The organism is Corynebacterium humireducens NBRC 106098 = DSM 45392, from assembly GCF_000819445.1.
GTDB classification, from domain to species: Bacteria; Actinomycetota; Actinomycetes; order Mycobacteriales; family Mycobacteriaceae; genus Corynebacterium; species Corynebacterium humireducens.
In genome coordinates this window covers 914,668-927,450 of the sequence record NZ_CP005286.1, presented here as the reverse complement: position 1 = coordinate 927,450, position 12,783 = coordinate 914,668, and the positions used below count along the sequence as shown (strand labels likewise).

Here is a 12,783-nt window from a genome sequence, read left to right as displayed (position 1 = left end):
TCTTTGTGGCTGTTCTCATCACAGCAAAGGAAAATGAAAGTCACATGACGACCTCCGTTCTGAGCAAGCTCACCACCCCGACCGCCCCCGTCGAGAAGCCCCGTAACACGGCGAACGTCCTCATCTGGACCTTCTTCGGTGTCGCCGTCATGGGCTGGACCGCCAGCGCCATCCTCTCCGCGATCCACTTCTGGGTCCTGCCGATCCCGGAGGGCGTGCCCACCCGCGGCCCCATGGCCGTCATGATGAGTGACTACTCCTACGTCGGCCCGATCCCGCTGGCCACCATCGGCGCGGTCTACTACATCGGCATGATGGCGGCCTCCGCCCTGTGGCTGTTCACCAAGAGCGAGCTGCTGGAGAAGCTGCTCCTGCCGGTCACCGCCATCGGTGTCGCCCTCTCCGCGGTCTTCGTCTACCTGCAGCTGTTCGTCATCGGCGAGATCTGCCCGTTCTGCATGGTCTCCGCCGCAGCCACCACCCTGCTGTTCTTCATTGAGCTGACCGTCAAGAAGATCGGCGGCGCACGCACCGCCCCGATCGTCAACCCGGCTATCGCCGCCCCGATCATGATCGCCATCCCGCTGGTCATGGCCATCGTCGCGATGTTCTCCCTCACTGTTCTGCCGCTGCCGGAGTTCTAGAGACACCGCTTATCGACGCCCCCAAGGCCCGGACACCTCCCACAGTGTCCGGGCCTTCTCCGTGTCTGCACTTATACCCTCATCGCTGTCCCCCAAACCCCGTTGTCGACACGCACCCAGTCGGGGTGAAAGTGCAGCCATCCCCCGAAAGCCACCGCCCCGGTCCCACATGAGGGACCGGGGCGGCGTCGATAAGCGAACTTAGGCCTGGGACTTCTCCAGGGCCTGCTCGATGTCGGCGATGATGTCGTCGACGTTCTCCAGGCCGACGGAGATGCGCACCAGACCCGGGGTGATGCCGACGGACGGCAGCTGCTCGTCCGGCACCTGGCGGTGCGTGGTCGACGCCGGGTGCAGCACGCAGGAACGGGCGTCGGCGACGTGCACCTGGCGGGTGACCAGCTCGAGGGCGTCCATGAACTTCACGCCGGCCTCGCGGCCCCCCTTGATGTCGATGCACAGCACGCCGGAGTTGCCGCTGAGGTACTTCTTCGCCAGCTCGCGGTACGGGGAGGAGTCGAGTCCGGGGTAGCGGACGTCGACAAGCACGTCCTTGCGGCCCTCGAGGTACTCGGCGACCCTCTGTGCGTTCTCGCAGTGGCGCTGCATGCGCACGTCGAGGCTCTCGAGGGAGTGGTTGAGCATGAAGGCGGAGTGCGCGGACGGGTAGGCGCCGAAATCACGCTGCAGCTGCATGCGGGCCTTGATGATGAAGGGGGCAACGGCGTAGTCCTTGGTGTACACGACGCCGTGGTAGGACTCGTCCGGCTCGGTGAAGCCCGGGAACTTGCCGTTGGTGTAGTCGAAGGTGCCGGCGTCGACGATCATGCCGCCGACCTGCAGCGCGTGGCCGTCCATGTACTTGGAGGTGGAGTGGATGACCACGTCGGCGCCGTGCTCGATGGGGCGGCACAGCATCGGGGTGGCGAAGGTGGAGTCGACGATGAGCGGCACGCCCTGACCGTGGGCGATGCGGGCGAACTTCTCGATGTCCAGCACGCTCATCGCCGGGTTGCCGATGGTCTCACCGAACAGTGCCTTCGTGTTCGGCTTGAAGGCGGCGGCGATCTCCTCCTCGGAGGCGTCCTGGTCGACGTAGATGACCTCGATGCCGAAACGCTTGAGCGTCGTGTGGAAGAGGTTGAGGGTGCCGCCGTAGATCTCGGAGGAGGCCACGAAGGAGTCACCCGCCGAGCAGACGTTCATGATCGACAGCGCGGTCGCGGCCTGGCCGGAGGAGGTCGCCATCGCCGCGGCACCGCCCTCCAGCTCGGCGATCTTCGTCTCCACCGCCATGACGGTCGGGTTGGCGAAGCGGGAGTAGATCAGCGCGTGGGTCGGCTCATCGAACACCGCCGCGATGTCCTCGGAGGAGTCGAAGGTGTAGGTCGTGGACTGCACGATCGGCACCTGTCGGGGGTCCTTGTTGCCCGGGACATAGCCGGAGTGGATGAGCTTGGTCTGGTTGTGCATGGTGATGCAGACACCTTTCGGGGCGACGGAATACCTGAATGCAAATGTACCCGCCGCGGGCATGAGCTCGGGGTCCACCCCGTCCGCGTCAGGGCTCGACCACCTCGCGCGGCACCCCGTCCGGCCAGCGTCCGTGCCGGGCCTGGTAGCGGTTGGCGTAGGCCCGCACCCCGGTGGGCAGCGTCTCGAAAATGTAGTCCCGGCCGACGTGGTCGATGAAGCCGGTGGGCTCGAGGCGTCGGTAGAGGTCCTGCTTCACGCGCGCCATCGCGAACTTGATGCCGCGCCGCTCCAACTTGGCACGCAGTTCGTCGAGGGCGTCGACGGCCGTGAGATCGATCTCGGTGTTGGCCTCCGCGTTGAGGAGGAACCACTGCACCGGCGTCTCCGACTCCTCGACGGCCCTCATCGCGTGCTGCACGAAGCCGTCGGCGTTGGCGAAGAAGATGGGGGCGTCGTAACGGAACACCAGGAGGCCGTCGACGGGGCGTGCATCCTCGTAGTCGTCGAGGCTGTGCATGCCAGGCACGCCCGGCGCGTAGCCGAGGACGTCCGCGTAGGGGCGGGTGATGCGGCGCAGGAGGTCGAGGATCGACAGGGCGATGGCGAAACCGATGCCGCCGAGCACGCCGAAGATGACCACGGCGGCCGCGGTGGCGAGGGTGATCACCAGCTCGCTCCTGCGGAAACGGGCGATGCGGATGATCTCGGGGATGTCGATGAGCCGGGTGGCCGCGTAGATGACCAGGGCACCCAGCGCGGCCGTCGGGAAGGACTCCAGGACCGGGCCGGCGAACATGAGGACCATGACGACCATGACGATGACCACCAGCGAATGGACCTGGGTGCGGGCGCCGGCGGCGTCACCGAGGACGGTGCGCGAGCCGGAGGAGGACACCGGGAAACCCTGGAAGAAGCCGTTCGCCAGGTTAGCGGCACCGAGCGCCAGGAGTTCCTGGTTGGAATCGATGACCTCTCCCCTGCCGGACGCGAAGGCACGGCCGGTGAGGATGTTGTCGGAGAAGCCGACGATGGCGATGCCCACCGCATACGGCAGCATCGTCCAGACGTCGACCGTCCCGAGGTCGGGGACGCGGAACTCCGGCAGCCCCCGCGGCACCTCACCGATGACCGCCAGACCGTAGGCACGGAGGTTGAAGATCTGCACGACGGCCGCCGCGACGAGCAGCACCATCAGCGAACCGGGCAGTTTCGGCGCGATCCAGGCCACCACGTAGAGCATGACCAGGACGACGGCGGAGAGCGCCAGCGTCGGCCAGTGCACGTACTCCAGCTTCCCCAGGAAGTCGAGCACCTCCCGCCACGTGCTGTCCCCGTCGACGTGCAGCTTGGTCACCTTGCCCAGCTGGCTCACGATCATCAGCAGCGCGATGCCGATGAGGTAGCCGATGAGCACCGGACGCGACAGCAGCGTCGTGAGGAATCCCAGCCGCGCCAGGAATCCCACGATGCAGACCACTCCGACGGCGATCGCTAACAGCGCCGCGACCTCGGCGTAGTACTCCGGACCGCCGGCCGCCGACAGGAGGGCACCGACACCGGCCGCCGTCATCAGCGCCGTGGTCGACTCCGGTCCGATCGACAGCTTCCGTGACGTGCCGAGGAAGAAATAGATGAACATCGGCGCCAGCACCGCCCACAGCCCGACGACCGCCGGCAACCCGGCGATCACCGCATAGGCCATGACCTGCGGCACCAGGTACGCCGCCACGGTGATACCCGCGACAATGTCTCCGCCGAGCCAGGCACGCTCATAGCGTTTGAGTGCGCCCACCCCGGGGAGGAAACGCTCCCACAATGGCCTCTCACTGGTCATAACCATCACGGTACTCTGCACGGCGGCAGTCGGTGTCCGGGCCGGGCCCGCCCCCGGTTAAGCTGCCGTCATGAGAAGATCAGGGACACCGGGCAACCCCGTGGATGCGCGACTGTTCGCCTCTCACGACACCTTCCTGGCGCACCGTCCGCCCGGCGCGGAGGAGGACGTCCACATGCTCCCCGCGATCGTCGACCACGTGATCAGCCGCTGCAGCAGCCCCGGTGACCTCGTGTTCGACCCCTTCGCCGGCTTCGGCACGACACTCGGACGTGCGGTACACATGGACCGCCGGGCCCTCGGCGTCGAACTGCTCCCGGAACGGGTCGCCCACATCCACCGCCACGTCCCCGCCGCGCACATCATCCCCGGGGATGCCCGCCGCCTCGGGGAGCTCCTCCCGCTTCTCGACGCCGCCGTCACCCTCATCCTCAGTTCCCCGCCCTACATGACCGTCACCCACCACGAGGCCGACCCCCTCACCGCCTACGAGGAGACCGGTGGCGACTACGCGCGCTACCTGCGGGAACTCGGGACCGTGGCGCAGGAGTGCGCGCGCCTTCTGGCCCCCGGTGGCCACCTCGTGTGGAACGTCGCCGACATCCTCCACGAGGGCGACCACACCCCGCTCATCGACGACTGCGCGCGTGTACTCGACGAGCACCTCACGCGCGTCGCGGTCGTCGAGATCGAGTGGGACCGGCTGCCCCACGACCTGACACGGGACGCGCTGCTGGTGTTCAGGCGCTAAAGGATGCCGCGAAGCCCCATTGCCGATGCTGTGGGAGGGCCTTAAAGGTACGTTTTTGCCGCCCGCGCCCCTGCCGGAACCCGTGAGCGGTAGCCGCACCCCGCCCCTAGCGTGAGGTCTGTCGGAACGCGCCGACACCACTCACCACAAGGAGCAGACATGGGACTCTTCGACCAGTTCAAGCAGGCATTCACCCGCGACAACCTCAAGAGAGGATTCGACGGCGCGGTGCAGAGCGCCCAGGACATCGCCGCGAACCCGCTCGGCATCCTCGACGACCACAACGCCCTGCAGGAATACGGCCGGGAACTGCAGCGCCTGCAGCAGGTGGGCATCCGTGGAGTCGGTGTCATCAGGTCGGTCTCCCCCACCGGTGAGAAGGCCGGCGGCGTCGACTGGGCCGACATCGAGATCGACATGACCCTGCCCGGCCGGGAGCCTTACCTCGCCACCACGCGGATCATGATGCCGCGGAACACTGCCGACATGTATGCCCCCGGCAGCCGGCACAACGTCGCCATTGACCCGGCCGACCCGAACAACTTCGCATTCGCGGAGTAGGGCCGGGTTCTCCTCCGGCCGCAACACCGGCGCGTGGCCACCTGGTCACCCCCGATAGCGGCAGCCCCACAAGTTCACCCAGCGACACACGGACCCTGATTGTAGGGTGCCAGGCATGGGAGCTTGGGACATAGGACCTTTCGACAACGACGGTGCACTGGATCTCCTCGCGGAGATCAGAATGGGCGACTTCTCTCTCGAGTCGTTTACCTCGGCTTTCGAGGACGAGGACTACCTCGAGATCGACGCCGGGCAGATGGCCGTGGCGCTCGCCGCCCTGGTACGGATCATCAACCAGGATCCGGGGGCACCGGACAACCCCCTGGACGAAGCGGACCTCGCCGCATTCGCGGCTCAACTCACCCCCGAACGGATCTCGTGGATCCGGCAGCAACAGGAACTCGCGCTGTCCGACGGTGAGCACTCCGAACTGTATGAGTTGTGGGAGGAGACCGACTCCCTGAACTCCTGGCTCGAGGCCTCCTCCGGATAATGTGCAGGGCCGTCCGGTGACAGCCGGTCCTGGCTGCCTGCATCTGGTCATCCCCGACGGCAGCGGCCTCAGGCGGGCAACCCGTCCTTGACCACGTGGAATGAAGCAGCCCTCCCCCGGATCGGCCGCCAGGAAAGGCCCTACCGGACCTCTAGAACCCGGATGACTTCTCCACCGTGTAACTGCGTTCGATCCCTGCGGTCACCTGGCCCCACTCACTGTCGGCCACCCGGCGTCGGTGCGCGCCGAAAGCAACCTCGTCAGCAAAGTGCTCGTGCACGTTCCACACCAGTCCGCCGGCCGTCGGGAGAACCTCGAAGTGCAGGCACCCCGGTTCAGCCCGGGTCAGCTCGACATGCCGCGGCAGGTGGTGTTCCACGATCTCAGCCTCGGCCGGGGTCGCACAGATCAACTTTCCGGTGACGCGCACTTCGCGGCTGCCGAAGCCTTCCCCTGCCAGGATGGTCAGGTGGCCGAGGCGCGGCCTCCACAGCGCGGCGCGTGCTCCGGTGAGCTCCTTCATCCGGGCGGAGGCGATCTCGTCCAGCGCCCGGATGTAGTCGGGGACGATCTCCCGGGGCAGGCGCAGGCCCATCGTCAGGTGCGGGGTCCAGCGGGGACCCCGACCTACCGGGTTACACGCGCTGATACGGCGGGCGGCGATCTCCAGCTCGTCGTCGGTTTCCAGGAGCCAGGCCACGGTCTGCTTACGCTTCGTGCCGAACACGACGGTGCCCACCCGCTGGAAACGCGCGGGGATGAGCGACGGAAGGAGTTCGGAAGCCAGCGCGATCGGCTCCTCCGGCATATGCGGGGCGAACGTGACCGTGATGTGCGGCGTCTGCTGCTGGGGCGGGAACCCCCGCGCCTCAAGCTCCGCGTAGATCTGCCGTACCTGCGCTTCCTCCTCGGCGGGCAGGTGGAGAAGAATGTTCTCGGGTGACGCCACAGACAGCTCCCTTTCCGGCATGGTCAGCATCATCACCGCCCCTAACCCCAGACGGGCGGCGTCGCTGTGGAGTCCCTAGGCCTTGAGCACGTAACGCAGGGTCTCGACGACCTGGTCGGTGGTCTGGCACCATGCCTGGGCAGCGGCGTCGACCTCCTTGAGGGGGTGGACGATGTCGGCGTCGTGAAGCGTGACGTACGGCTTGCCCAGCGCGGCGCAGTAGCCGGCGTCGAAGGCGGCGTTCCACTGCTTGTACTCGCTGCCGAAGCGCACGACGACCAGGTCTGCGGCCTCGATGAGCGTGCGGGTGCGGATGGAGTTCACCTTGGAGGACTGGTGGTCACGCCAGAACTTGCTCTCCGTCTCCCCCAGGTGGTCGCCGGCGGCGTCGCTGGCCGGGTGATCGGTGACCGGAGCGGTGAACACGACGTCCAGTCCCGCGGCCTCGGCGCCGCGCTGGATCTCCTCACGCCAGTCGGTGTGGATCTCGCCGGACAGGTAAACGTTGAAAGTCATCTCATGTTCCTCATAGCTGATTGGGATCTACACCGCTGCACCATACCCAATGGGGCCACATCCCTGACGTCATACAGATTCCAGCGGCGTCAAGCCGTCAAGAGCATCCCCTGGGGATCCCCCACCACCTCAAGGTCATAATGCGACTGCAGGTTGATCCGGAACTGCGCATCCATGGAGAAGTACCGCCCTAAACCGGCCTGGGTTGGTGAGAGGGCATGATGGGACCTGACCCCTGTTTGGTAGACACCCGACAACCCGGCTTTCTGCCGGGGAAGAAAGGTAACCTGCCACCATGCCGATCAAGACCTACACCGAGGAGTTCCGCCGCGACGCGGTCGCCCTCTACGAGAACTCACCCGGGGTATCGATCAACGCCCTCGCCACAGAACTCGGCGTCAACCGCAACACGCTCCAGATCTGGGTCCGCAAATACGGCACCGGCGCCCGCACCAGCAGCTCGGATTCTTCCTCCAGCTCTGACACACCGACCGTGGTGACCGAAGCGGAACGCATCCGCCAGCTGGAACGAGAAGTTCGCAGACTCCGGGAGGAACGCGACATTCTGCGCAAGGCCGCGAAATATTTTGCGGAAGAGACGAACTGGTGATCCGCTTCCAGTTCGTTGACGACGCCCGGAACGACCATTCGGTTAAGCGGTTATGCGAGGTCCTCAAGCTCAATCGGTCCTCGTACTACAAATGGAAAAACACCTCCGCCACCAGGAAGAAACGTCTGCTCAGCGACGCGATCCTCGGCGCAAGGGTCAAGGCCGTGTTCACCAAGGAACGCGGATGCTACGGGGCGAAACGCATCACTGCGGAACTCAACGACGATTCGACCGCAACCCCGGTCAACCACAAGAAAGTCGCCCGCATCATGCGCTCGTTGAAGCTGTTCGGGTATTCGAAGAAACGCAAGATCACCACCCCGGTGTCCGAGGGAAAGAAGTCGGTTTTTCCGGATCTCGTGGGAAGGAAATTCACCGCTGAGCATCCCAATCGGGTCTACGTCGGCGACATCACCTACCTGCCGATCGCGGACGGGTCGAATATGTACCTGGCCACCGTCATCGACTGCTATTCCCGTCGGCTGGTCGGCTTCGCGATCGCCGATCACATGCGCACCTCCCTGGTCCAGGACGCGCTGGGGTGACGTCCGTTAGCGTGGTGTATCTGTAACTGCCGGTGAGGACCCCATGGAAGATGTGGGCGACCACCGCAGTACCTTTCGAATCAACTCCTACATCTCCTCGAAAGGGACACCACGATGGCCGCTGGCCCCCATTCTATCGACCCCACCACCTACCTCGACGACCTGCTGTCTCAAGCCTCTCCGGACCTGATGAGACAGATGCTGCAGAACTTCATCAACCAGATCCTGTCCACCCAGGCCGACCAGATCTGCGGCGCCGATTACGCCACTACATCCGAGTCCCGCACCAACGTCCGCAACGGCTACCGCCACCGAGACCTCGACACCAGAGTCGGCACCATCGACGTCGCCGTGCCGAAACTACGCACCGGTTCCTTCTTCCCGGACTGGCTGCTGGAACGACGCACCCGGGCCGAACGGGCCCTGACCACCGTGATCGCCACCTGCTACCTCAAAGGCGTGTCGACCCGCAGGATGAACGACCTGGTCGCCAGCTTGGGGATCAACAATCTCTCGAAATCACAGGTCTCAGAGATGGCCAAGGATCTTGATCAGATGGTGGAGGATTTCCGGACCCGCCCGTTGGATTCTGGCCCGTATCTGTATGTTTCCTGCGACGCGTTGACCATGAAGGTCCGTGAAGGCGGGCGGGTGGTCAAGACCTCCGTCCTGCTGGCCACCGGCGTCAATGCCGAAGGCTATCGGGAACTACTCGGTATGCAGGTCGCCACCTCGGAGTCGGTGGCCTCCTGGACCGGTTTCTTCCGCGATCTCAAGGCCCGGGGCCTGGACCAGGTGTACCTGGTCACCAGCGACGCGCACCTGGGGATCCAGCACGCCATCGGCGAGGTCCTGCCCAACGCCTCCTGGCAACGCTGCCGCACGCACTTCGCTAAGAACCTCTCCGGGCTGGTGCCCAAGACGCAGTGGCCGACATTGTCGGCGATGTTTCAGACGATCTTCCAGCAACCTGACGCCCAGGCTGTGTGGGATCAGGCACGGGAGGTGGTGGGCTTCTGTGAGCAGAAGTTCCCGCATGTCGCGGACTACCTCGAGGAGTCCCTCGACGAGCTGCTGGCTTTCACCCACGCCCCGAAGGCGGTGTGGACGAAGGTGTGGTCGAACAACCCGACCGAAAGGCTCAACCGGGAGATCCGCCGGCGCACCGACGTCGTCGGGATCTTCCCCAACCGCGACGCCGTGGTCCGCCTCGTCGGTGCCGTGTTGGCGGAGCAGCACGATGATTGGATCCAGCAGAAGCGCTACATGTCGCTGACGAGCCTGGAGCAGACGAAGGCGATGATGGCTGCCCACCTCATCGATGCCGGCGACACCGTTCAGGAGGTCGCATGAGCCAGTCTCACCATCGGGCTCGTGCCGGTCCCTGACACCGTCATGCTGCTTGTTTTATCGAAAGGCAGATACACCACTTCCGCGGACTTGACCCGCGCTGGTGATGGCGAAGGGACAGCGTGGAAGTCTAAAGGATGCTGTTTTTCACTCGGATCACGGAAGTGTCTATACCTCGCATGCGTTCCAGGACACGTGCGGGGAGTTAGGGATCCGGCAGTCGATGGGCGCGATTGGTGCCAGTACTGACAATGCCTTGGCGGAGTCATTTAACGCCGCGTTGAAGCGCGAGGTCCTCCAGGACGCGAAGACGTTTACCAATCAGTTGCAGTGCCGGCGAGATGTTTTCCGCTGGTGTACCCGCTACAACACCACGCGTCGACATTCCTGGTGTAAATATCTCGCGCCAGCAGTGTTTGAGGAGCGGTGTCCTGTTATGCTGAGATCTGCTTCCTGATCACATCCCCTGTGTCTACTTTCCGGGGGTCGGGCCCATGTAACGCAGGAGGAACATCATGCCCTCTCACCAAGCCAGGCCGGTTTAGAACAGGCGGCTGGACCTGCCGTGGGCCACCGACGATGAGTACGTCGCACTCGAGGTCACCTGGATGTTCTACCAGGACATGATCCAGGCGTACGGGCATCCGAAGAAATCGGAGGGGAAGAAACTGATGGACCGGATCATCAACACCCTGCGCAAGGGACTACCTGCGGGTCTGGAAGAGTTGGCTCAGCTGGGACGGACACTGTGGCGCCGACGCGAGGACATCCTCGCCTACTTGGACATCGGCGCATCGAACGGCCCAGTCGAGGCTATCAACGGACGGCTCGAGCACCTGCGCGGCATCGCCCTCGGGTTCAGGAACCTCAACCACTACATCTTGCGGTCACTGATTCACTCCGGGCAGCTGCAAACCAGGATCAACGCACTCTAAATCGTGAAGCGCCACCAATCTTCCGTGAATGACACGCCTTAGCTGCAGGCCCAGTCGAACGTGTCAGATTCAAGATCGAGCTGGCAGAGGCCGCCGCCGAAATTGAGCTCTTCGAAATCCCAGAACTCGAGGTAAAACGGGGTGAGCCCGTCGGGCATCCCCTGTGCAGGGAACGCCGTGCCGCCGATGTGGCCGTCGGCTTGGGAGAGTTCTGCGGCCCACTCGGTGAAGGGCTGAGCCGGGCCGTCAAAGTCGTCGGGCGACAAATAGCCGTCGACTTCCGGTTCTGTCGGTGCCTTGCCCGCGTTCGGATCGTTGCGGTCTGAGCGATATACGAGACCGTGCGCGACCGGATTGTCCCAAGCGTTAGGGCCTTCGTTGTCGTTGCAATGCTTGCCTTGGCGACGCACATCGCGAGGAGGAGCCGTCGGACCGCCGCGAAGCTCAGCCTCAGTGAGCCAGATAAACCCAAACTGACCCTCGGTGTAGTCCTCGCGCCGCTGCAGCATCGGATGGTCCCTCGATGCATTGAGCTGCTGCACGAACGGATCGCCCTCCTCCCGTTCAAACGCGGTGGCGAACTGGTCCTCACCTTGGAAGAACGCAATTCCCGGATATTCGGGACCCTGGCGCTGATATTCCTCGGGCAGGCGAATCGTGAACGCGTGCATCATCGGCAGCCCAGTCTTAGTGCCCCGAGGCCACAGGGATGCATCGATCGCTGGCCCATTGGTGCCGAGCCAACCAATCTCGACAGCGTCTTTGGGGGGCACAGCATGGGCATTAGCGGACTGAAAGTGGAGGTTGTATGCGCGCAAAACTCTGACTCCTTTATTGGTGAATCGCCCCGGGTTTGTTAGAGGCTCGCAAGTGCCGGGTCGGCGGTCGCCGGCACGGTCTAGTGGTGATAATAGATGTCCTCAAGCTCGACGGGCGGGATCATGCCGATCTCGCCGTGGAGTCGTCTGTGGTTGAACCAGTCGATGTATTCAGCGGTCGCGATCTCCAGGTCGTCGATGCCCTTCCAGGGGCCGCGGTTGCGGACCAGCTCGGCCTTGAACAGCGAGCTGAAGGCCTCGGCCAGAGCATTGTCATAGGAGTCGCCGGTGGAGCCAACGGAGGCGACCGCGCCGGCTTCGGCGAGCCGTTGGGCGTAGCGGACGGCGACGTACTGGACGCCCTTGTCGCTGTGATGCGTGAGCCCGGAGATGTCGTGACCAGCGTGCTCACGAGTCCAGATCCCCATCTCCAGCGCGTCCAGCGCGAGGTCGGTCCGCAGCGACTTCGATAGCTGCCAGCCGACCACACGGCGGGAGAACACATCGATGACGAACGCGGCATACACCCAGCCCGCGAACGTGCGGCAGTACGTGATGTCCGCGACCCCTAACTGGTTCGGGGCCGTCGCCGTGAAGTCGCGTTCGACCAGGTCACTACGGGAATCTGGACCGTCGCCCGGAGTCGTGGTGCGTGGGCCCTTCTCTCGGCTGATGCCGGGCAGCCCGTCGGCTCTCATCAGCCGCTCCACGGTGCAGCGCGCGACCGAGATACCCTCCCGGCGCAACTGAGCGTGGAGCTTCTTCACGCCGTAGACGCCGAAGTTCTTCGCGTGCACGCGGCGGATCTCGACCAGCAGCTCCTCGTCCCGGATCGCCCGTTTCGAGGGTGGTCGGGGCTTGAAGGCGTAGTAGGTGCTCGGCGCGATCTGCGTGCCCGCCGCGGTCAGCGTGCGGCAGATCGGCTCGACGCCGAACTCGTGCTTGCGCATGTCGATGAACTGGACGATCAACGCTGTGGGCGGTCGAGCTCCGCTGCGAAAAAAGCCGAGGCCGACCTCAAGATCGCGTTAGCCCGGCGCAGCTCGCGCACTTCCTTCTCCAGCTCAGCGAGTCGTTCGGCGTCACTGGTCGTGGTCCCAGGCCGATGGCCCTCGTCGATCTCGGCCTGCACGACCCAGTTCCTCAGAGTCTCGGGATTGATCCCGAGCTGCTCGCCCACACGGCGGAACGTGCCTGACTTCGTCGCTGGATCCTGCCGCGCGTCCACGGCCATCCTCGTGGTCCTCTCCCGAAACTCATCGGGGTACTTCCTCGATGCTGCCATGCTCCTCATCCTCCCG

The 12,783-nt window shown here is 64.6% G+C and carries 11 protein-coding genes, 4 pseudogenes and 1 other annotated feature; of the genes and pseudogenes, 8 read left to right on the top strand and 7 right to left on the bottom strand.

Annotated elements, in window-relative coordinates; all coding sequences use genetic code 11:
- The first annotated feature begins 44 nt into the window (after positions 1 to 44).
- Positions 45 to 644 carry a vitamin K epoxide reductase family protein gene (locus B842_RS04720; protein ID WP_052437749.1) on the top strand — a complete coding sequence of 200 codons (600 nt, stop codon included), beginning with the start codon at positions 45 to 47 and terminating at the stop codon, positions 642 to 644.
- Between the two features lie 201 nt (positions 645 to 845).
- Here the strand turns inward: B842_RS04720 and B842_RS04715 are convergent, their stop codons facing one another.
- Positions 846 to 2,117, bottom strand: coding sequence for an O-acetylhomoserine aminocarboxypropyltransferase/cysteine synthase family protein (locus B842_RS04715; protein ID WP_040085461.1), 1,272 nt, complete (start codon positions 2,115 to 2,117; stop codon positions 846 to 848).
- Between the two features lie 88 nt (positions 2,118 to 2,205).
- Positions 2,206 to 3,954 (bottom strand): SulP family inorganic anion transporter, encoded by a 1,749-nt coding sequence (locus tag B842_RS04710; protein WP_040085459.1) that lies wholly within the window; start codon positions 3,952 to 3,954, stop codon positions 2,206 to 2,208.
- Positions 3,955 to 4,024: 70 nt separating this feature from the next.
- Here B842_RS04710 and B842_RS04705 point away from each other — a divergent pair, with 70 nt between their 5' ends.
- The 3 genes from B842_RS04705 (at position 4,025) to B842_RS04695 (ending at position 5,759) form a co-directional block, all read left to right on the top strand.
- Entirely contained in the window at positions 4,025 to 4,705 is a 681-nt protein-coding gene (locus B842_RS04705) for a TRM11 family SAM-dependent methyltransferase (protein ID WP_040085458.1), read from the top strand.
- Between the two features lie 159 nt (positions 4,706 to 4,864).
- Complete coding sequence (locus B842_RS04700; RefSeq protein WP_040085457.1) at positions 4,865 to 5,266, top strand: hypothetical protein; 402 nt, start codon at positions 4,865 to 4,867, stop codon at positions 5,264 to 5,266.
- A gap of 115 nt (positions 5,267 to 5,381) precedes the next feature.
- A complete protein-coding gene (locus B842_RS04695) occupies positions 5,382 to 5,759 on the top strand; it encodes a DUF4259 domain-containing protein (RefSeq protein WP_040085456.1) in 378 nt (125 codons plus the stop codon).
- Positions 5,760 to 5,910: 151 nt separating this feature from the next.
- Here the strand turns inward: B842_RS04695 and B842_RS14105 are convergent, their stop codons facing one another.
- The 3 genes and pseudogenes from B842_RS14105 to B842_RS04685 all read right to left on the bottom strand — a co-directional run bounded on the left by B842_RS14105 (position 5,911) and on the right by B842_RS04685 (position 7,224).
- Positions 5,911 to 6,189 (bottom strand): putative quinol monooxygenase, encoded by a 279-nt coding sequence (locus B842_RS14105; protein ID WP_306306304.1) that lies wholly within the window; start codon positions 6,187 to 6,189, stop codon positions 5,911 to 5,913.
- A 30-nt stretch (positions 6,190 to 6,219) separates the two neighbouring features.
- A pseudogene (locus B842_RS14100) lies at positions 6,220 to 6,708 on the bottom strand (2'-5' RNA ligase family protein); the annotation flags it as partial.
- 75 nt (positions 6,709 to 6,783) lie between these two features.
- Positions 6,784 to 7,224: a YtoQ family protein gene (locus B842_RS04685; RefSeq protein WP_040085454.1), complete on the bottom strand. Its 441-nt coding sequence runs from the start codon at positions 7,222 to 7,224 to the stop codon at positions 6,784 to 6,786.
- A gap of 295 nt (positions 7,225 to 7,519) precedes the next feature.
- On the opposite strand from B842_RS04685, the pseudogene B842_RS13645 reads away from it, so the two are divergent.
- The 4 genes and pseudogenes from B842_RS13645 to B842_RS04665 form a co-directional block, all read left to right on the top strand.
- Positions 7,520 to 8,373 (top strand): annotated as a pseudogene (locus B842_RS13645) (IS3 family transposase); the annotation flags it as partial.
- Positions 8,374 to 8,493: 120 nt separating this feature from the next.
- The gene (locus tag B842_RS04670) at positions 8,494 to 9,732 is read left to right on the top strand and encodes an IS256 family transposase (protein WP_040085452.1); all 1,239 of its coding nucleotides are present in this window, start codon (positions 8,494 to 8,496) and stop codon (positions 9,730 to 9,732) included.
- Positions 9,733 to 9,826: 94 nt separating this feature from the next.
- Positions 9,827 to 10,186: pseudogene (locus B842_RS13400) on the top strand (transposase); the annotation flags it as partial.
- Between the two features lie 97 nt (positions 10,187 to 10,283).
- A pseudogene (locus B842_RS04665) lies at positions 10,284 to 10,664 on the top strand (transposase); the annotation flags it as partial.
- A 38-nt stretch (positions 10,665 to 10,702) separates the two neighbouring features.
- Here B842_RS04665 and B842_RS04660 read toward each other — a convergent pair.
- Both B842_RS04660 and B842_RS04655 read right to left on the bottom strand, forming a co-directional pair.
- Positions 10,703 to 11,338, bottom strand: a complete 636-nt coding sequence (locus B842_RS04660; protein WP_052437747.1) for a hypothetical protein — start codon at positions 11,336 to 11,338, stop codon at positions 10,703 to 10,705.
- A 224-nt stretch (positions 11,339 to 11,562) separates the two neighbouring features.
- Positions 11,563 to 12,767 (bottom strand): IS3 family transposase gene (locus B842_RS04655; RefSeq protein WP_245631391.1). Its coding sequence is split into 2 segments (ribosomal slippage): positions 11,563 to 12,482 and positions 12,482 to 12,767, totalling 1,206 coding nucleotides; the frame shifts between segments, so codons are not numbered across the junction.
- Positions 12,361 to 12,489, bottom strand: a sequence feature (AL1L pseudoknot). It overlaps the preceding gene by 129 nt.
- Positions 12,768 to 12,783: the final 16 nt, after the last annotated feature.